The sequence below is a fragment of the Bradyrhizobium sp. IC3123 genome (assembly GCF_020193625.1).
GTDB classification, from domain to species: domain Bacteria; phylum Pseudomonadota; class Alphaproteobacteria; order Rhizobiales; family Xanthobacteraceae; genus Bradyrhizobium; species Bradyrhizobium yuanmingense.
The window spans coordinates 138,909-155,334 of sequence record NZ_JADYVF010000001.1 but is presented as its reverse complement, the minus strand read 5'-3'; the positions used below and the strand labels follow the sequence as shown (position 1 = coordinate 155,334).

The 16,426-nt window shown below is 65.3% G+C and carries 19 protein-coding genes; 12 read left to right on the top strand and 7 right to left on the bottom strand.

All coding sequences use genetic code 11. The features are described from left to right. Positions 1 to 5 precede the first annotated feature (5 nt). The 4 genes from livM (at position 6) to I6F20_RS00790 (ending at position 4,159) form a co-directional block, all read left to right on the top strand. Positions 6 to 1,325, top strand: coding sequence for a high-affinity branched-chain amino acid ABC transporter permease LivM (gene livM, locus I6F20_RS00805; protein WP_225114385.1), 1,320 nt, complete (start codon positions 6 to 8; stop codon positions 1,323 to 1,325). Further along, positions 1,322 to 2,155, top strand: a complete 834-nt coding sequence (locus I6F20_RS00800) for an ABC transporter ATP-binding protein (protein ID WP_036012867.1) — start codon at positions 1,322 to 1,324, stop codon at positions 2,153 to 2,155. Before livM ends, I6F20_RS00800 begins: the two co-directional genes overlap by 4 nt. Next, on the top strand, positions 2,152 to 2,889 hold the full coding sequence (locus tag I6F20_RS00795) for an ABC transporter ATP-binding protein (RefSeq protein ID WP_025037253.1): 738 nt from the start codon (positions 2,152 to 2,154) through the stop codon (positions 2,887 to 2,889). The genes I6F20_RS00800 and I6F20_RS00795 overlap by 4 nt, the downstream gene beginning before the upstream one ends. Positions 2,890 to 3,040: 151 nt before the next feature. Then, complete coding sequence (locus I6F20_RS00790; protein WP_036012868.1) at positions 3,041 to 4,159, top strand: branched-chain amino acid ABC transporter substrate-binding protein; 1,119 nt, start codon at positions 3,041 to 3,043, stop codon at positions 4,157 to 4,159. Positions 4,160 to 4,253: 94 nt separating this feature from the next. Here I6F20_RS00790 and I6F20_RS00785 read toward each other — a convergent pair whose 3' ends face one another. Beyond that, complete coding sequence (locus I6F20_RS00785) at positions 4,254 to 4,640, bottom strand: response regulator (protein WP_225124764.1); 387 nt, start codon at positions 4,638 to 4,640, stop codon at positions 4,254 to 4,256. 233 nt (positions 4,641 to 4,873) lie between these two features. Here I6F20_RS00785 and I6F20_RS00780 point away from each other — a divergent pair, with 233 nt between their 5' ends. The 3 genes from I6F20_RS00780 to I6F20_RS00770 are packed head-to-tail and all read left to right on the top strand — an operon-like array spanning position 4,874 to position 9,007. Next, positions 4,874 to 7,687, top strand: coding sequence for a PAS domain S-box protein (locus I6F20_RS00780; protein ID WP_036012869.1), 2,814 nt, complete (start codon positions 4,874 to 4,876; stop codon positions 7,685 to 7,687). Positions 7,688 to 7,742: 55 nt separating this feature from the next. Beyond that, complete coding sequence (locus I6F20_RS00775) at positions 7,743 to 8,741, top strand: P1 family peptidase (protein ID WP_225124763.1); 999 nt, start codon at positions 7,743 to 7,745, stop codon at positions 8,739 to 8,741. 53 nt (positions 8,742 to 8,794) lie between these two features. After that, entirely contained in the window at positions 8,795 to 9,007 is a 213-nt protein-coding gene (locus tag I6F20_RS00770; protein WP_225124762.1) for a KTSC domain-containing protein, read from the top strand. A 13-nt stretch (positions 9,008 to 9,020) separates the two neighbouring features. On the opposite strand, the gene I6F20_RS00765 is transcribed toward I6F20_RS00770, so the two are convergent. Beyond that, complete coding sequence (locus I6F20_RS00765) at positions 9,021 to 9,770, bottom strand: EF-hand domain-containing protein (RefSeq protein WP_225124761.1); 750 nt, start codon at positions 9,768 to 9,770, stop codon at positions 9,021 to 9,023. 255 nt (positions 9,771 to 10,025) lie between these two features. Here I6F20_RS00765 and rpe point away from each other — a divergent pair, with 255 nt between their 5' ends. The 5 genes from rpe to I6F20_RS00740 all read left to right on the top strand — a co-directional run bounded on the left by rpe (position 10,026) and on the right by I6F20_RS00740 (position 11,998). After that, a complete protein-coding gene (rpe, locus tag I6F20_RS00760; RefSeq protein WP_109143248.1) occupies positions 10,026 to 10,727 on the top strand; it encodes a ribulose-phosphate 3-epimerase in 702 nt (233 codons plus the stop codon). A gap of 47 nt (positions 10,728 to 10,774) precedes the next feature. After that, positions 10,775 to 11,374 (top strand): hypothetical protein, encoded by a 600-nt coding sequence (locus I6F20_RS00755; RefSeq protein ID WP_109143247.1) that lies wholly within the window; start codon positions 10,775 to 10,777, stop codon positions 11,372 to 11,374. A gap of 89 nt (positions 11,375 to 11,463) precedes the next feature. Next, positions 11,464 to 11,604 (top strand): hypothetical protein, encoded by a 141-nt coding sequence (locus I6F20_RS00750; RefSeq protein ID WP_167361692.1) that lies wholly within the window; start codon positions 11,464 to 11,466, stop codon positions 11,602 to 11,604. Positions 11,605 to 11,608: 4 nt separating this feature from the next. Continuing rightward, entirely contained in the window at positions 11,609 to 11,788 is a 180-nt protein-coding gene (locus tag I6F20_RS00745) for a hypothetical protein (RefSeq protein WP_036012879.1), read from the top strand. 21 nt (positions 11,789 to 11,809) lie between these two features. Next, positions 11,810 to 11,998, top strand: a complete 189-nt coding sequence (locus tag I6F20_RS00740; RefSeq protein ID WP_109143246.1) for a hypothetical protein — start codon at positions 11,810 to 11,812, stop codon at positions 11,996 to 11,998. A 27-nt stretch (positions 11,999 to 12,025) separates the two neighbouring features. Here the strand turns inward: I6F20_RS00740 and I6F20_RS00735 are convergent, their stop codons facing one another. From I6F20_RS00735 to I6F20_RS00715, 5 genes are all read right to left on the bottom strand, one after another. Continuing rightward, complete coding sequence (locus tag I6F20_RS00735; protein ID WP_225124760.1) at positions 12,026 to 13,459, bottom strand: bifunctional serine/threonine-protein kinase/universal stress protein; 1,434 nt, start codon at positions 13,457 to 13,459, stop codon at positions 12,026 to 12,028. Positions 13,460 to 13,462: 3 nt separating this feature from the next. Continuing rightward, positions 13,463 to 14,203: a metallophosphoesterase family protein gene (locus I6F20_RS00730; RefSeq protein ID WP_225124759.1), complete on the bottom strand. Its 741-nt coding sequence runs from the start codon at positions 14,201 to 14,203 to the stop codon at positions 13,463 to 13,465. 118 nt (positions 14,204 to 14,321) lie between these two features. Next, entirely contained in the window at positions 14,322 to 14,927 is a 606-nt protein-coding gene (locus I6F20_RS00725; RefSeq protein WP_109143243.1) for a hypothetical protein, read from the bottom strand. After that, the gene (locus I6F20_RS00720; protein WP_036012886.1) at positions 14,920 to 15,606 is read right to left on the bottom strand and encodes a DUF2135 domain-containing protein; all 687 of its coding nucleotides are present in this window, start codon (positions 15,604 to 15,606) and stop codon (positions 14,920 to 14,922) included. Before I6F20_RS00720 ends, I6F20_RS00725 begins: the two co-directional genes overlap by 8 nt. Continuing rightward, on the bottom strand, positions 15,603 to 16,373 hold the full coding sequence (locus tag I6F20_RS00715; protein WP_036027818.1) for a MotA/TolQ/ExbB proton channel family protein: 771 nt from the start codon (positions 16,371 to 16,373) through the stop codon (positions 15,603 to 15,605). The genes I6F20_RS00720 and I6F20_RS00715 overlap by 4 nt, the downstream gene beginning before the upstream one ends. Positions 16,374 to 16,426: the final 53 nt, after the last annotated feature.

Sequence of the window (16,426 nt, the reverse complement as noted above, 5' to 3'; positions counted from 1 at the left end):
CGCGCGTGACAGCTCCCTCCACCCACACGACCAAACCTGCAACGGGCATCCCCGCTCTCCTCAAGACCGCCTTCATCAACGCAGTGATCGCGCTGGTGCTGTTCTCGCTGATGGTGGGCGTCCGCACCGAGGCGGGCTCCGACGGCCAGCTCACCTATTGGACGCGATTCGGCGAGCTCGCTTCCCTCGTCGCCGCGGTGTTCGGCGGCTCGATCGTGATCGAGCTGCTCAGGCAATGGATCGGCCCGGCCGGCACCGAGCAGCTGGTGCCGCCAGCGTTGCAGAAGGGCGTGTCGCTGGTCGGCCGCTACCTTGCGCCCGCGCTGCTGATCTTCACGCTGCTGGTGCCCGTGATCTTCTATAACCAGCGCTACATCCTCGACCTCGCCATTCTCGTGCTCACTTATGTGATGCTCGGCTGGGGCCTCAACGTCGTGGTCGGGCTCGCCGGCCTGCTCGATCTCGGCTACGTCGCGTTCTATGCCGTCGGCGCCTATTCCTACGCGCTGCTCGCCACCAATTTCGGCTGGTCGTTCTGGATTTGCCTGCCGCTCGCCGGCATCCTCGCCGCGTTCTGGGGCGTGCTGCTCGGCTTCCCCGTGCTGCGCCTGCGCGGCGACTACCTCGCCATCGTGACGCTCGCCTTCGGCGAGATCATCCGCCTCGTCCTGATCAACTGGCAGGATCTGACCGGGGGACCGAACGGCGTGTCCGGTATTCCGCGTCCGACCCTGTTCGGCATTCCGCTGAGCAACACTGACGATGGGCTGGCCAACAAGCTCGGCATCGAGTACTCGGCGACCCACCGTATCGTCTTCCTGTTCTATCTGATCCTGGCGCTGGCGCTGCTCACCAATTGGGCGACGATCCGCCTGCGCCGGCTGCCGATCGGGCGTGCCTGGGAAGCCTTGCGCGAGGACGAGGTCGCCTGCCGCGCGCTCGGCATCAACACCACGACGACCAAGCTCACGGCATTTGCGACCGGCGCCATGTTCGGCGGCTTCGCCGGTGCGTTCTTCGCCACCCGCCAGGGTTTCATCAGCCCGGAATCCTTTACCTTCCAGGAATCGGCGCTGGTGCTCGCCATCGTCGTGCTCGGCGGCATGGGCTCGCAGCTGGGCGTCGCGCTCGCCGCGCTGGCGATGATCGGCGGCTTCGAGCTGTTCCGCGGCCTCGAGACCTATCGTATGCTGGTGTTCGGCTGGGCCATGGTGCTGATCATGATCTGGCGGCCACGCGGCCTGGTCGGCCATCGCGCGCCGACCGTTTATCTGAAGAAGGCGCAGGCCATCTCCTCCGACCTCGTCAAGGAAGGACACGGATGAGCGGCGACAAGATCCTCAGCGTCGACCGGCTAACCATGCGCTTCGGCGGCATCGTCGCCGTGCAGGATCTCTCGTTCGCCGCGGAGCGGAAGAAGATCACCGCGCTGATCGGGCCGAACGGCGCCGGCAAGACCACGGTGTTCAACTGCATCACCGGCTTCTACAAGCCGACCGGCGGCGCCATCCGCCTCACCCACGATGACGGCAAGGAAATCGCGCTCCAGCGGCTCAACGACTTCCGTATCGCCAAACAGGCCAAGGTCGCGCGCACGTTCCAGAACATCCGCCTGTTTCCCGGGATGACCGTGCTCGAAAACCTGATGGTGGCGCAGCACAATATGCTGATGCGCGCCTCGGGCTTCACCTTGCTCGGCCTTGTCGGCGCGCCCGCCTATCGCGACGCAGAAAAGCGCGCGATTGATCTCGCCTCCGACTGGCTGAAGCGGGTCAACCTGCTGGACCGCGCCGACGACGCGGCCGGCAATCTCGCCTATGGCGATCAGCGCCGCCTCGAGATCGCGCGCGCGATGTGCACCGAGCCCGCACTGCTGTGCCTCGACGAACCGGCTGCCGGCCTCAACGCGCGAGAGAGCGCCGCGTTGAACGAGCTCCTGCTTTCGATCCGCAACGACCTGGGAACGTCGATCCTCCTGATCGAGCATGACATGTCGGTGGTGATGGAGATCTCCGACCACATCGTGGTGATGGATCACGGGGTGAAGATCGCACAAGGCACGCCGCGCGAGGTGCGCGACGATCCCAAGGTGATCGCCGCCTATCTCGGCGCCGACGAGGAAGAGGCCATGGCCGTGATGGAGAGCGGATCGTGACGGCGGCATCCCCCCTGCTCGCGATCCGGGGCCTGCGCGCGGCCTACGGCAAGATCGAGGCTTTGAAGGGCGTCGACGTCGACATCAATTCCGGCGAGATCGTGGCGCTGATCGGCGCCAACGGCGCCGGCAAGTCGACGCTGATGATGACGATCTTCGGCAAGCCGCGCGCCCGCGCCGGGCAGATCCTGTACGAGGGCAAGGACATCACGGCCGTCCCGACCCACGAGATCGCCCATTTGCGCATCGCGCAGTCGCCCGAAGGCCGCCGCATCTTCCCGCGCATGAGCGTCGCCGAGAACCTCCAGATGGGGGCCGACGTCACCGAGAGCACGCCGGCGGAACGGGAGAGCACACTCGAGCGCGTGTTCGCCCTGTTTCCCCGCCTGAAGGAACGTTTCGCCCAGCGCGGCGGAACCTTGTCCGGCGGCGAGCAGCAGATGCTGGCGATCGGCCGCGCCTTGATGAGCCGCCCTCGCCTGCTCCTGCTCGATGAACCCTCGCTGGGGCTCGCCCCGCTGATCGCGCGGCAGATTTTCGACGCCATCCGCACGCTGAACCGGCAGGACGGCCTGACCGTGCTGATCGTCGAGCAGAACGCCAACCACGCCCTCAAGCTGGCCCATCGCGGCTATGTCATGGTCAACGGCCTGATCACGCTGGCCGGCAGCGGCGCTGAATTGCTGCAGCGCCCCGAAATCCGCGCCGCTTATCTGGAAGGCGGCCGGCACTGACCGGCCCCGCCCTGCGCGAGAATGCGGCTAGATATCTTGGCGTATGCCCGTATTTTGCCGGTGACTTCTCCTCGAATTCATTCAAGAATGGCGCCGGTTTGAACCGGGCATGCCCGGCAACTTCCACAGGCGACCACCCGCGAGGTATCTCATGAAATCACTGAAGCTCATCGGTCTGGCATTCGGCGCATCGCTCGCGCTATCGAGCGCGGCATTCGCGCAGGATGTCACCGTCGCAGTCGCAGGCCCGATGACCGGCGGCGAGTCCGCCTTCGGCCGCCAGATGAAGAACGGCGCCGAGATGGCCGTCGCCGACATCAACGCCGCCGGTGGCGTCAACGGCAAGAAGCTCGCGCTCAACGCCGAGGACGACGCCTGCGATCCGAAACAGGCCCGCTCGATCGCGGAAAAGATCGCCGGCGCCAAGATCCCGTTCGTCGCCGGCCATTTCTGCTCGTCGTCTTCGATCCCGGCCTCTGAAGCCTATGCGGACGGCAACGTCCTGCAAATCACCCCGGCTTCGACCAACCCGCTCTTCACCGAGCGCAAGCTGTGGAACGTGGCGCGAGTCTGCGGCCGCGACGACCAGCAGGGCCTGATCGCCGCGCAGTACATCGCCAAGAACTACAAGGGCAAGAACATCGCGATCCTCAACGACAAGACCACTTACGGCAAGGGTCTTGCCGACGAGACCAAGAAGGCGCTCAACAAGGCCGGCATCACCGAGAAGATGTACGAATCCTACAACAAGGGCGACAAGGACTTCAACGCGATCGTCTCGCGCCTGAAGAAGGACAATGTCGAGCTCGTCTATGTCGGCGGTTACCATCAGGAAGCCGGCCTCATCCTCCGCCAGATGCGCGATCAGGGCATGAAGACGGTGCTGATGTCGGGCGACGCGCTCGCGGACAAGGAGTACGCCTCCATCACCGGTCCCGCCGGCGAAGGCACGCTGTTCACCTTCGGTCCCGACCCGCGCAACAAGCCGACCGCGAAGAAGATCGTCGAGGCGTTCAAGGCCAAGGGCATCGATCCGGAAGGCTATACGCTCTATACCTACGCTGCGCTGCAGGTCTGGACGCAGGCGGTCAAGAAGGCCGGCACCACCGACGCCAAGAAGGTCATGGAGACCATCAAGGCCGGCAAGTGGGACACGGTGCTCGGCCCGATCGAAATTGACGCCAAGGGCGACCTCAAGCAGATCGACTATGTCGTCTACAAGTGGGACGCCAAGGGCAATTACGCCGAGCTCGGCGCCAAGGGCTCTTGATCGAGAATGCTCTTCGGGGATCCCGATCAGCGATCGCCCGAAGGCTCCCGCCATCGCGACCACGCCCCGGCTTGCCGGGGCGTTCTTTTGCCGGTCAGACCGCGGCCGAAATCTCGTCGCCGGCCGCGGCCTGGGCCTTCCGCAGGGCCTGCAGCAGATCGTTCGGCCGAAACGGCTTTTGCAGGCCGACCACGTTGGCGAGGTGGGGCGATTGGTCCATGAAATCGAGTGTCGTCATCCCGGATACCGCAATCACCGGCAGCGCCGGCGCGCGTTCGCGCAAGGCGGTGATGACGTCGACGCCGCTGGTATCACCGAGGAAGATGTCCACAATCGCCGCGTCAAAGCGGCTTTCCGCAAAGGCCTTCAGCCCCGCCGCGCCGGTTTCGGCCTCCACGACCTCGAAATGGTTGACCCGAAGCACGATCGCCACCATCGCGCGGACGTCCTTCTGGTCGTCGATGATGAGAACGCGGGGCATGGGCAAACTCCCGATCTCGAAATCAAAATCGCCTGTTTCAAGCCTGGAACCGGCCGCAGCGGCAGGGCATTATGACACCGCCCAGTAAAGTGCCCCTTACCAATCCCTGTTCCGTGCTCTCACCGAAATTAGGTAAGCTGTAACCCTCGGTTGAGTCGTAAACCGGTTCCGTGACCACCTGCGCCCAGAACCCGCTACGATAAACGGACTGCCGGCGAATGAGACTAGCGGAGATGCTCAAGCCCATCTACTCGCGCGAAATGGACGTGCCTGCGCCGATCGACCGAAGCACATTTCTGTCGACCCTGCCGGCCACGTCGGCCGACCGCACTGCAGCATTGACGATTGTCGGTGTGTCCTCGCTCCTGTTCGCCGCAGCCGTGCCCTTCGCCGGTACCCCGCTCCTGCCGGTGCCAGCCTTCGTCGCCAGCTATCAATCCGCGCTGGCCGTGAGCGACATCGTCACGGCAGTGCTGCTGCTGTCGCAATTTGCGATCCTGCGCACCCGCGCGCTGCTGTGGCTCGCCAGCGGCTATCTCTTCACCGCCGCGGCGGCGCTGGTTCATGCCCTCACCTTCCCAGGGCTGTTCACCCCGACCGGGCTCCTGGGCGCGGGCCGACAGACCACGGTGTGGCTCTACATGATCTGGCACGCCGGCTTTCCGCTCTGCGTGATGGCATATGCCTGGCTGAAGGAGAAAGACGGTGGGCCCCGGATCCGCGGCGCGGTAAGCACCGCGATTTATGCCTGCGGACTCGGCGTCGTCGCCGCGATGGCGGTCTTCGCCTGGATCGTCACCGCGCAGCACGATCTGTTGCCGGTCCTGTTGAGCGAGGGCCGCTACACGGCGACCATGATCGGCGTCGTGTCCTTCGTGTGGTCGCTGAGCTTTGCCGCGCTGGTCTCGCTCTGGTTCCGCAGGCCGCATACGGTGATCGACATCTGGCTGATGGTGGTCATGTGCGCCTGGCTGTTCGACATCGCCCTGTCGGCGATCGTCAACGTCGCGCGCTTCGATCTCGGATTCTATGCCGGCCGGCTCTACGGCCTCGCCGCGGCGACCTTCGTGCTCGCGGTGCTTCTGATCGAGAATGTCCGCCTCCAGGCGCATACAGTGGGCCTCGTCGGAAAGCTGCGCCAGCAATCGGCCTCGCAACGCGACTATTTCGGCAAGCGCCTCGCGCTGTACGGCGCCGTGGTCGAATCCTCCAATGACGCGATCATCACCAAGTCGCTCGACGGCATCATCACCAGCTGGAACAAGGCCGCCGAAAACCTATTCGGCTACTCCGCCGCCGAGGCCGTCGGCAAGCCGATCGACATCATCGTGCCGCCGGATCGCAAGGGCGAGATCAGAAGCACCCTCAACCAGATCGCCAGCAATGAATCGATCGCCCAGCACGAGACGGTCCGAATCCGCAAAGACGGCCGCCCGCTCGACGTCGTCCTGAACGTCTCGCCGCTGCGGACCGACGATGGAGAGATCATCGGCGCTTCCAAGATCGCCCACGACATCACGGAAGAAAAGCAGGCTAGAGAGAAGCTGCGCCGCGAGACCGAGGAACGCCAGCGGATTTTCGAGACATCGCAGGACCTGATCCTGGTCACCGACGGCTACGGCAATTTCGTCCAGGTCAGCCCGAGCGTGCAGAACATTCTCGGCTACAGCCCCGAGGACATGGTCGGGCACAGCGCGATCGAGTTCATCCATCCCGACGATCTCGAGAAGACGCGGAGCGAGATGCGCGCGGCCCGTCGCGGCGCGGTCAAGCGCAGCTTCGAGGCGCGCTACTACCATTACGACGGTCACGAGGTCACGCTGAACTGGATGGGCACCTGGTCCGAGCCGGTGAAACGCCACTTCTTCATCGGCCGCGACCTCACCGACAAGCAGGCCGCCGAAGCCCAGCTCCGGCAGGTCCAGAAAATGGACTCGATCGGCCAATTGACCGGCGGCGTCGCCCACGACTTCAACAACGTGCTGACCGTGATCACGGGCACGATCGGCATTCTCAGCGACGCGGTCGCCGACCGGCCCGATCTTGCCGCGATCACCAAGCTGATCGACGACGCCGCCGAGCGCGGCGCGCAGCTGACCAAGCACCTGCTCGCCTTCGCCCGCAAGCAGCCGCTGCAGCCGCGCGAGATCGACGTCAACGCACTGGCGCTCGAAGCCGCCAAGCTCTTGCATCCGACTCTCGGCGAGCAGATCACCATCATGCCGCAGCTCACCGAGGATGCCTGGCCGACACTGGTCGACCCGGGCCAGCTCTCCACCGCGATCCTCAATCTCGCGCTGAACGCGCGCGACGCCATGCCCGAGGGCGGCACCCTGGTGCTGGAGACCCGCAACATCTTCCTCGACGACGGCTATGCCAGCATGAACCCCGACGTCGTTGCCGGCAATTACGTGATGATCGCGGTCAGCGACACCGGCACCGGAATTCCTGCCGAGCTGATCGACCGGGTGTTCGATCCCTTCTTCACGACCAAGGAGGTTGGCAAGGGCACTGGCCTCGGCCTCAGCATGGTGTTCGGCTTCGTCAAGCAATCGGGCGGGCACATCAAGATCTACAGTGAGGAAGGCCACGGCACGAGCGTGAAGATCTACCTGCCGCGCTCGACCGGTGTGCAGGAGACCGAGTTCGAATCGCTCCAGAATGCGCCAATCACCGGCGGTAACGAGAAGATCCTGATCGTCGAGGACGATGCCTTGGTGCGGCAGTATGTCGTGACGCAGGTCAAGAGCCTCGGCTATACCGCGCTCGAGGCCGCCAACGGCGCCGAGGCGCTCAATATCATCGACAGCGACGAGACCATCGACCTGCTGTTCACCGACATCATCATGCCCGGCAACATGAATGGCCGCCAGCTGGCCGACGAAGCCCACAAGCGCCGCCCCGACCTGAAGACGCTGTTCACCTCGGGCTACACCGAGAACGCCATCGTCCATCACGGCCGGCTCGATTCCGGCGTGCTGCTGCTGGCCAAGCCCTACCGCAAGTCCGAGCTCGCCAAGATGCTGAGGACCGCGCTCGCCGGTTGAGCCTGCGGCATTGCTGCGCTATCGCAGATCGTGAATTCTCAAACACGAGGCCGCCTTGAAGAACCTTCTCACCGATATCGCCGGCGTCCGGGTCGGCCACGCCGAAGATCCGAAAGTCGGTTCCGGTGCGACCGCGATCATCTTCGATTCTCCTGCGATCGCCGCGATCGACGTGCGCGGCGGCGGCCCCGGCACGCGCGAGGATGCACTGCTCGATCTCGCCAACACGGTCGAGCGCGTCGACGCCATCGCGCTGTCGGGCGGCTCGGCCTTCGGCCTCGACACCGGCGGCGGCGTGCAGGCCTGGCTCGCCGAGCAGGGCCGCGGCCACCGGGTTCGCGAAGCGCTGATCCCGATCGTGCCGGGGGCGATCCTGTTCGACCTGCTCAATGGCGGCGACAAGGCCTGGGGACGCTTCTCGCCGTATCGCGACCTCGGCTATGCCGCGGCGACTGCCGCCACCAGCGCGGATTTCGCGCTTGGCAGCGTCGGCGCCGGCTTCGGCGCCACCACCGCGACGTTCAAGGGCGGGCTCGGCTCGGCATCGGCCGTGACGCCGAGCGGAATCAAGGTCGCGGCGATCGTCGCCGTCAACGCCGTGGGCAGCGTCACCGTCGGCAATGGCCCGTGGTTCTGGGCGGCGCCGTTCGAGGTGGACAGCGAATTCGGTGGACGCGGCCTGCCGGACAAGTTCACCGAGGACATGCTCCGCATGCGCATCAAGGGCGGTCCTGCCGCGAGCGCGCGCGAGAACACCACCATCGGCGCCGTCGTGACCAACGCGGTGCTGACCAAGCCCCAGGCCAAGCGGCTGGCGATGATCGCGCATACCGGCTTCGCCCGCGCGATCTATCCGGTGCATGCGCCGACCGACGGCGACGTGCTGTTCGCCGCCGCCACGTGCGAAAAGCCGATCGAGCCGCTGGTTGGCCTCACCGAGCTCGGCACGATCGCCGCCAACGTGGTCGCCCGCGCGATCGCCCGCGGCGTCTACAGCGCGACGGCCCTACCGTTTCCGGGCGCGCAGCCAACCTGGCAAGACCGGTTCGGCTAGACGAGAAACGAAACCGTCACCCAAGCGTTATCCGGCGGACAAGGTGTGCGGCCATGCCCTCTTCCGTGATCCGCTTCTTTCGCTATTCGCCAGAGAAACGCGAGCTGAAGGTGACGTTCGTCAGCGGGCGCCTCTATGTTTATGCGGATGTTCCGCCCAAGGTCGCCGCCGCGTTCGGGGATTCGCGCTCGAAGGGAACGTTCTTCAATCGCGAGATCCGCGACCGCTATGCCTGTCGTGACATCACGCACGAACTTGCCGGGTAACTTCGGGACGCGCTCACACGCTGATCGACATCGATGAAGCTGCTGATCCCGCAGTGGCCTGCGCCTGGCGCTGCATCATCTGCCCGAACCAATCATAAGGCGAATTGCCGCCACCTTTCGCATTCGACGACCTGGCGGCGCCCGGCACCGTGGTCGACATCTTGAAGCCATCGGCATAGGTGACGGTGGTGGTGGTCGAGCCGTCGGCATTGGTCGTCGTGGTCGACGTCGAGCCGCGGCTGGATTGCGACGAGGAATCCGAGCCATCGTCCGCGCCTTCCGCGTGATCACGGCCGTGACCGCCCCTCAGCGCCTTCGTCATCTCGCCGAGATTGACGCTGCCATCCGCATTCGCGTCCATCTTCGAAAACACGTCGTCGGCCCGGGCCAGATTGGTGCCGCCCGCGCCGAGCGCGTCCTCGAACTCGGACTTGGTGATCTTGCCGTCGGCGTCAGCGTCGATCTGCGAGAACAGATCCTTCAGCGCAGCCTCCCGGCCCTTCGACGTCGAGGATGTGCCGTTGGCCGACTGGCCCTGCGCCGCGAACAGCGCATTCATCGTCTCCGCCGAGATCTGCGGATATTTACCTGCATTGACCGACGAGGTCGCGCCGGTCGTGCTGCTGCCGCTGTCGATTGCGAACGGATTGGTCGGCGCGCTCTGCGAGGAGCCGGTCTTGTGCGCCGCCGACGACGATTTCGCGTTTGTCAGCGACTGGATCGCGTCGAGCGCGCTCGATACCGCACCAAGGGCGAACAACATTGCACAACTCCAACAGGATGCGGCATGCCGCGACCAATGTTCTGCGGCTGAACTCAGCAAGCGCCGTGCCATCGCGAAAAGCTCAACGAATTCCGCATCCGTCGGGTCGTGCAGGCCGCGGGAACATCGGCAATTCATGCCGCCGGCGGCAGAAATTTCCGCCCACAGGAAGCGCGCCCCTCCTGCATTGCCCGCCACAAGAGCCCATGTTAGGCGAGGCCATTCGTCGTCCGTCCGCCCCCGGGAAAACGCGCCATGACCCAAGCTTTCGCCCCCCGCCCCCTGGCCATCGCGCCCTCGATCCTGGCCTCGGATTTCTCGAAGCTCGGCGAGGAGGTGCGCAGCGTCGACGCCGCCGGCGCCGACTGGATCCATCTCGACGTGATGGACGGGCACTTCGTTCCGAACATCTCCTACGGTCCTGACGTCATCAGGGCGATGCGCCCGCACACCAAGAAGATCTTCGACGCGCATCTGATGATCTCGCCCTGCGATCCCTATCTCGAGGCCTTCGCGAAGGCCGGCTGCGACCACGTCACCGTGCACGCGGAGGCAGGTCCCCATTTGCACCGCTCGCTCCAGGCGATCCGCGCGCTCGGCAAGAAGGCCGGCGTCTCGCTCAATCCGGCGACGCCGATCAGCGCGCTCGAATACGTTCTCGACCTCGTCGACCTCGTGCTGGTGATGTCGGTCAATCCCGGCTTCGGCGGCCAGGCCTTCATCCCCTCCGCGATCGGCAAGATCCGGGACATCCGCGCGATGGTTGCGGGCCGCCCGATCGACATCGAGGTCGACGGCGGCGTCGGCCCCGATGTCGCGGGTGCGCTCGCCGCGGCCGGCGCCAACGCTTTCGTCGCGGGCACCTCGGTGTTCAAAGGCGGCACGCAGGAGGCCTACAAGACCAACATCGCCGCGATCCGCAACGCGGCACTTGGGGCACGCGGCGAGGCGATCTGAGACCATCGCTATCCGAACCGGAGCCGCGGCCGCTACGACCAAGTGGAATGGATAAACTCCGCGCCACTCCGTTTACTGCCGGCCTGCTTCGTCTTCTCGCCGAGTCCCTTCATGATGGAGAGCAAGTGGTCTGGCAGGGGCAGCCCGACGCCATCGCCAACGCGACAATGTGGCGATTTCTCTGGTGGATCGGATTTCCCTGGTTGTTGCTGACCGTCATCGCCGTCAGCAACGATTGGATCGACCAAGCGACCCAACCTCTGGCAATGATTGGAGTTGGGATGATTGCAGCTCCGTTCGTGATGCTGCTGCAAGACCTGCAGACGCTTTATGTGATCACCGACCGCCGCGCGCTGATCGTGCGCACGGCCTGGAGCAGACGCAGCGTGACCGCTACTTCGTTCGACGCCATGGATGAAGTGTTCGAAATCCTCGACATCGGCGGCGGCGTCGGCCACCTGAACTTTGCGTCAGGGCGCTCGACCCGTTCGCCCGATACCGACTACACCGGGCGCTATGGGTTTCGCTGTGTTCGAGACGCAAGGCGCATCCGGGATATCCTCGATCATGCGCGCACCGGCAAAGTACGTCGATCGCACGCGGGAAGAACTGCGGCTTCCACGGGTTCTGCAAGGCGCAAAGCTTAAAATTGTAGCCTTGGTCCGTACTCATCCGGACTTCCCTGATTCGCGCAAATCACTGCAAGTGATTCCTGCCTGTTTCGCGGGAGCACATCATGACGACGACCCTGGTTTGGACTGGCGTGGCGTTGTGGATTGGTTTCAGTGCGTTTGTGGTGTTCGGTCCCTCGGCCGGACCGGTCGAGGCCCCGGCACGTCCGGCCCGCAACATCCGTCGCGACCGCACCAGAGGCTGACGTCATGCAGATCGCACTCGTGAGGCGTCAGCCGAAGCGCCGGTGCCGGATTCCACGGCGCCCGCATCCGAGCCTCGATTATTTCTTCGGCCGCCTCGAGCGCGCCGATGGCACGCTGGACGACGATGCCGGGCTCGACAATTCGGACCTCGACCGTTCGCTTGGCTCGCCGCGCCGACACTAAGACCTCTTTTCCGGACCGCCCATGAAACCGCATTGCCCGAACTGCCTGAAGGAAATGACCAAGGCGTCCGCGTCGCGTAACCTGTTCAATTGCGAGCCCTGCCGCGAGATCATCCAGTATTTCGGCGGCAGCGCCGATCACGGCGAGCCGGGACCGCAATTCGCCTGGCCGATCCGCCGCAAGCGCGCATTTGCCGTCCACGCGGCCTGATCCGGCCCGCAAATCGCCCCGGCCGGCCTAGCCTTCGCCGGCCTCCGGCCCGCCGCCGTCCCCCGCCAATCGCGGCGGCCGCACCACGGTGACGGTGCAGCTCGCCTCCGAGGCCACCTTGGCTGACACGCTGCCGAGCAGCATGCGCCGGAACGAGCTCTGTCGCGCGCCGATGATGACGTGGTCGACCTGGTTGGCCTTGGCAAACTCCAGGATCGCGGCGGCGGGATCGACCGCCTCCAGCACATGAGCCGACAGCCGGCTCTCGTCCAGCTTGAGCGGCGTTGCCCAATGCCTGAGCGCGACCAGACGATCGATATGCTTGTTGGAGCCCTGCTCGTCCAACGTCCGATCGATCGCAATCCGGTTCAGCTTGAGCACGTTGACGCAGGCAAGCCGCGCCGAGGGCAAAGTGGCAAGGATGCGCTCGGTGGTCACGCGCAGCGCCTCGTTCAGCTCCGGAGCGCCCTCCGCCGTGTCGAGCGCAACGGCGAGGATCGGGCTCGATGCGATCTGGGCTGCGACATCCGATTTCGCGCGCGGCACCATTACGCCCTGGTTGAAGCGCCGGCGCCACACGATGCCGAGGGAATCGCGCTTCACCCGCTCCGAGCGCGCGGTGAGCTTGACCTGGTCCGGATAAGCGAGATCGAAGGCAAGCTGGGCCGCAGTCGGATAGCGCCACACCGGCTCGATCTCCAGACAGCGCAACACCACCTCCTGAAGCCAGGGCGGATAATCCGCACGAAGCTTCCGCGGCGGATGCGGATCGCGCCACAGCCGGCGCCGCATCGCCCGCAGCGTCTCGCCCTCGCCGAACGGCCGCTCGCCGGTGGTGAAGAAATAGAGCAGCACGCCGAGCGAAAACACATCGCTGCGCGGATCGTCGCGCACCCCGAGCAGCCGCTCGGGTGCCATATAGGGCGCGGTGCCGTAAGGCAGGCGGAATTCCTCCTGCAACAGGTCCGGCAGGTGGTTGTGATGCGACAGGCCGTAGTCGATCAGCACCGCTTCGCCGCTCTCGCGGAACATGATGCTGCTCGGCTTGATGTCGTGGTGGATCACGTTCTGCCGGTGCAGATCCGCAAGCGCCGTGGCGATCCTGGCGACGAGCTGCCGCGCCTCGTCATAGGGCAGCGGCAGGTCGGGGAGCCGCTTGTACAGCGTGGCACCTGGAATGCGCTCGATCACGACATAGGCTTGGCGGGCGAAATCACCGGTGCCGAAGCAGGCCGGCACGTGCGGCCCCGCCAGCCGCGGCAGGATCATCATCTCCATCTCGAAGGAAACGATCGCGGCGGCGTCTTCGCCCTCCGACACCCGCGGGATCTTCATCAGCAAGGGCACGTCGATGCCGGGATGGGTGACGGTCCACAGCGTCGCCATGCCGCCGGCATGAACGCATTCGCCGATCGTAAAACCGTCGATCTCCGCGCCTGACTTGACCAGGGGTTTGGGCATCCGTCAGCGCCCCTGCAACAAGCGGTCGGCAAGCCAAGGCGGCAGGCCGTTGTCGCGGATCCTGCTCGCTGCGGTCTCGACGTCATAGGGCGCGCGGCAATAGGTGATCTGGCACGACTCGGTGTCGAACAGCACGAAGGCCGCCGACGGATCGCCGTCGCGGGGCTGGCCGACCGAACCGAGCACGGCGAGCCATTGCCGTCCGCGCAGGAGCTGCACGGGGACGTCGGTCTTCGGCACGAAGCTCGTCATCTTCGCCGTCACCGACATCGAATAGAGCGCCGGCCTGTGGATGTGGCCGCAAAAGGTGACGTGGGCCCGTGTCGCAATCAGGCTCTTGGCGGCGTCCGCGGTCGAGCGGACATAGTGCCAGCGCTGGGGATGCGAGGCTTCCGCATGCACGAACAGGCGGCCATCGTCCTCCACCTGCATCGGCAATTCGGCCAGAAACCGCCGCTGCGCCGTGTCGAGGCGGCCGCGGGTCCATTCGATCGCGATCTGCGCCTCGGCGTTCATCGTCTCGGCCGTGGAATTGATCGCCTGGTCATGATTGCCGCGCACCGCGACGGCGCCCTGCGCGACCAGCCCCATCGCGGTGTCCACCACCCATTCCGGATCGGCGCCATAGCCGACGAAGTCGCCGAGCAGGACGATGCCCTCCGCGCCCTTCGCACGCGCGATCTTCAGGCAGGCCTCGAACGCCTGCCTGTTGCCATGGATATCCGAGAAGACAGCGAGAAGCACGCACCCTCCACCCCTCAGATTCTTATTCGGGGCCGATGAGGCCAAATTGAGGGAGGTCAACAGGATGCGCCAGCACTGGGCCGTTTGCCAGCGCTGCTCTGCGGTGATGGTGATGGGCCTATTGCTCGTCCTTGGGCGGCATCCGGGGCGGCGGAATCGGCGTGAATACCGCGTCCTGGGCACCGGCCGGCGGCGCAGTGAACTCGCCGGTCGAGGAATCGCCGCCGCTGGTCTCCAGGATGGTCTTCGGCGTCACATATTCTCGAACCAAGTCGATCAGGCTGCCGTCGCCGCCGCCGAAATCCGCCGCGCGCCCTCCTTGCGGATGTCCGGCCGCGATCTCGTTCTCGGCGGCGTGGGTCTTGTCGGCCAGCCGGTCATTGTACGGCACACGAAAAGCGCGCGGGATGCCGCTCGGGCGATTGTCCTCGTCCAGCGCCTCGACCCAGAGATAGATCGAGCCGGGATCGCCCTCAAGCGAATGCGGCTCGACGATGCGGGCCTTCAGCAGCTTGAAGGTGGTCGGCAGCCGCTCCGTGCTGGCCCAACCGAGCAGGCCGCGCATTTCGGTGAAGCTGACGATGTAGAAGGTGCTGGTCACGACCACGGCGACCGCCTTCAGGGACCAGTGCAGCCGCGCATAGACCAGAACGACCAGCAGCAGCGCGCCGATGACGGCATACGCGATCGACAGCGTCAGGATGACCGTTTGCAGGTTACTCACGGCGTACCCTCGTAGCGTTCCTGCTCACACCGGTCCTGGCATCGAGATCGCCGCCGTTGCGCCAGCTGCTGCGGAACGTCTCCAACAGCGATTTCGGCCGCTGATCGACATCGACGACCTTGCCTTCCGCATCGATCCGGAATCGGACCGCGGTCTTCTCGTCGCCGGTGTGGTCGAGCGTGAACTTGTTGTCGAAGATCACCTGCGCGGTGGGATTGAGCTTCTGCACCTTCACACCGGCCGTCACAGGCTCGCCGGTGGTGGCGACGAAATGCGAGACGTTCACGACGTACTCGCCGGCGAGGATGCCACGCACGGTGACGATCTCCTCGCGGATCGGCGAGGCGATCTTCTTGCCGTTGACGATGATGAAATTGTTGGCCCCGCCGCGGTCGTCGCGGTCGAGCGTGAGGAAGCCGGCCTCGCGGTGGCGATACCAGGCGATGTTGCCGGCGGGATCCTGCACGAACAGGTCGAGATCGTCGGGGTGGTTGTCCGGCCAGTCCAGCGTGATCATGAACTCCGCCTTGGAATCGATCTTGCCGTCCTTGGCGTCGGGGGAGACCGCCAGCAGCGCCAGGAAGAACAGGAAGGCGATCACCTGGAGCGCCTTGAACAGCATCACGCCCAGCGGGTCGAACGGCTCCTCGCGCGGATAGAGACCGAAATCATCCATCATGACGGCGTTCCCGAACCCTTGCGCTCCAGCACCGGCGTCACATAGGTCTCGGTCAGCACCACCGCGTCCGAGAACACCCGCTGGGTCGCGGCGTCGAGCATGTAGTACTGGATGCGGATCAGGATCGAGCCGACAAGGCCGGCCAGCGTCGTGTACATCGCGATCGCCATGCCGTCGCTCATCAAGCCCATCGAGGAGCGCATCGCGACCTTGTCGGCGGCGTCCAGCCCCGCGATCGGCGCCAGCATGATGATGAAGCCGATGATGGTGCCGAGCAGACCGAGCTTCATCAGCGTATCGGAGACGAAGGCGCCGAACCCGTTGGAGCCGCGCAAGCGATCGGCGAGATTACGTAGCAGCAGCGTCTGGTCGACCGGCCGGTAGTCCTGCGCCGCGGCCTTGGTCACCAGGCTTTCGATGTGGTCGCGCACCAGACCGCGCGGCAGCGCCACGGCGCTCGCATCGAGCGCCTTGCTGCCGCCCGCTGCCGACAGCACCGCGCGGCAGCGCCGCGTCGCCGCCCCTTCCCGCGCGATGGCCCGGGTCCGCAGGAAGCAGTGGCCGCAGGTGAGGACGTAGAGCGCCGCGATCACCGCTGAAATGTAGGTGCGATCCGAGGTCAGCATCAGGTGAATCAGGCCGAAGCGCCACAGCAGCACGACAGCGAAGATCGACAGCCCGGTGAAGATCATCCAGAACAGCAGCGCGCTGCGCTCGGATGGATCGGCAGCCTGGCTTGCGATTGGTCCAATCGTTATCGAACTCATGCTGCACCGCTCCTGGCTTGCAGGCGCCGGCCTGCAACGTGTCCTCACCGATT

Bases quoted from the DNA above. Each gene is read 5' to 3' on its own strand.
- I6F20_RS00800 (WP_036012867.1), top strand. From the start codon at position 1,322: ATGAGCGGCGACAAGATCCTCAGCGTCGACCGGCTAACCATGCGCTTC.
- I6F20_RS00790 (WP_036012868.1), top strand. From the start codon at position 3,041: ATGAAATCACTGAAGCTCATCGGTCTGGCATTCGGCGCATCGCTCGCG.
- I6F20_RS00785 (WP_225124764.1), bottom strand. From the start codon at position 4,640: ATGCCCCGCGTTCTCATCATCGACGACCAGAAGGACGTCCGCGCGATG.
- I6F20_RS00780 (WP_036012869.1), top strand. From the start codon at position 4,874: ATGCTCAAGCCCATCTACTCGCGCGAAATGGACGTGCCTGCGCCGATC.
- I6F20_RS00770 (WP_225124762.1), top strand. From the start codon at position 8,795: ATGCCCTCTTCCGTGATCCGCTTCTTTCGCTATTCGCCAGAGAAACGC.
- I6F20_RS00765 (WP_225124761.1), bottom strand. From the start codon at position 9,770: ATGTTGTTCGCCCTTGGTGCGGTATCGAGCGCGCTCGACGCGATCCAG.
- rpe (WP_109143248.1), top strand. From the start codon at position 10,026: ATGACCCAAGCTTTCGCCCCCCGCCCCCTGGCCATCGCGCCCTCGATC.
- I6F20_RS00755 (WP_109143247.1), top strand. From the start codon at position 10,775: ATGGATAAACTCCGCGCCACTCCGTTTACTGCCGGCCTGCTTCGTCTT.
- I6F20_RS00750 (WP_167361692.1), top strand. From the start codon at position 11,464: ATGACGACGACCCTGGTTTGGACTGGCGTGGCGTTGTGGATTGGTTTC.
- I6F20_RS00745 (WP_036012879.1), top strand. From the start codon at position 11,609: ATGCAGATCGCACTCGTGAGGCGTCAGCCGAAGCGCCGGTGCCGGATT.
- I6F20_RS00740 (WP_109143246.1), top strand. From the start codon at position 11,810: ATGAAACCGCATTGCCCGAACTGCCTGAAGGAAATGACCAAGGCGTCC.
- I6F20_RS00735 (WP_225124760.1), bottom strand. From the start codon at position 13,459: ATGCCCAAACCCCTGGTCAAGTCAGGCGCGGAGATCGACGGTTTTACG.
- I6F20_RS00720 (WP_036012886.1), bottom strand. From the start codon at position 15,606: ATGATGGATGATTTCGGTCTCTATCCGCGCGAGGAGCCGTTCGACCCG.
- I6F20_RS00715 (WP_036027818.1), bottom strand. From the start codon at position 16,373: ATGAGTTCGATAACGATTGGACCAATCGCAAGCCAGGCTGCCGATCCA.